Origin of the sequence: Paenibacillus medicaginis (assembly GCF_042138635.1) — a bacterium.
Taxonomy (GTDB): Bacteria; Bacillota; Bacilli; order Paenibacillales; family Paenibacillaceae; genus Paenibacillus; species Paenibacillus medicaginis.
On record NZ_JBHIRY010000098.1, the window covers coordinates 1 to 451 of the forward strand.

Sequence of the window (451 nt, forward strand, 5' to 3'; positions counted from 1 at the left end):
TTCCATCACAAAACTTTCGAATAACCATGTTAACCCAGCATGTGGTCGAGCCCAACCGACTTTTACGGTTAAGATTTTCCTGCACGTCAAGCATTTGACTCGTGGCAAACGGGCGTGTAGTACCGTTTGGTACTGCCAAAAGTTCAAATGCCTCCAGGTACGGTCCTCGTCTACGATGTCAAATACTTTGCATGGCTTCCCACAATCCGGGCAAGCAAATGCTGCACCTCGTCTAAAATTCAGACCCACATGGAGCAGCAATTCTTTCTTGTCCAACTCGCGGTAACTGACAAACCAAGGCTCCTCCATACTTAGAGCTGCTTGGAACAGATCCAGTTCTTCTTGCGTTTTTTCCATTATAATTCTTACCCCCGCATCGGAATTTTCATAGTTTATTCCTAGCATCGGCATAGTTCTATCTTTTCAAACCAACATCATTTAGCGAGGAGGC

The 451-nt window shown here is 45.5% G+C and carries 1 protein-coding gene; it reads right to left on the reverse strand.

The window, feature by feature from the left end; translation table 11 throughout:
- The coding region (locus ACE5LO_RS27810) for a transposase family protein (RefSeq protein ID WP_375523143.1) at positions 1-357 on the reverse strand (357 nt) is incomplete at its 3' end.
- Between the last annotated feature and the right edge of the window lie 94 nt (positions 358-451).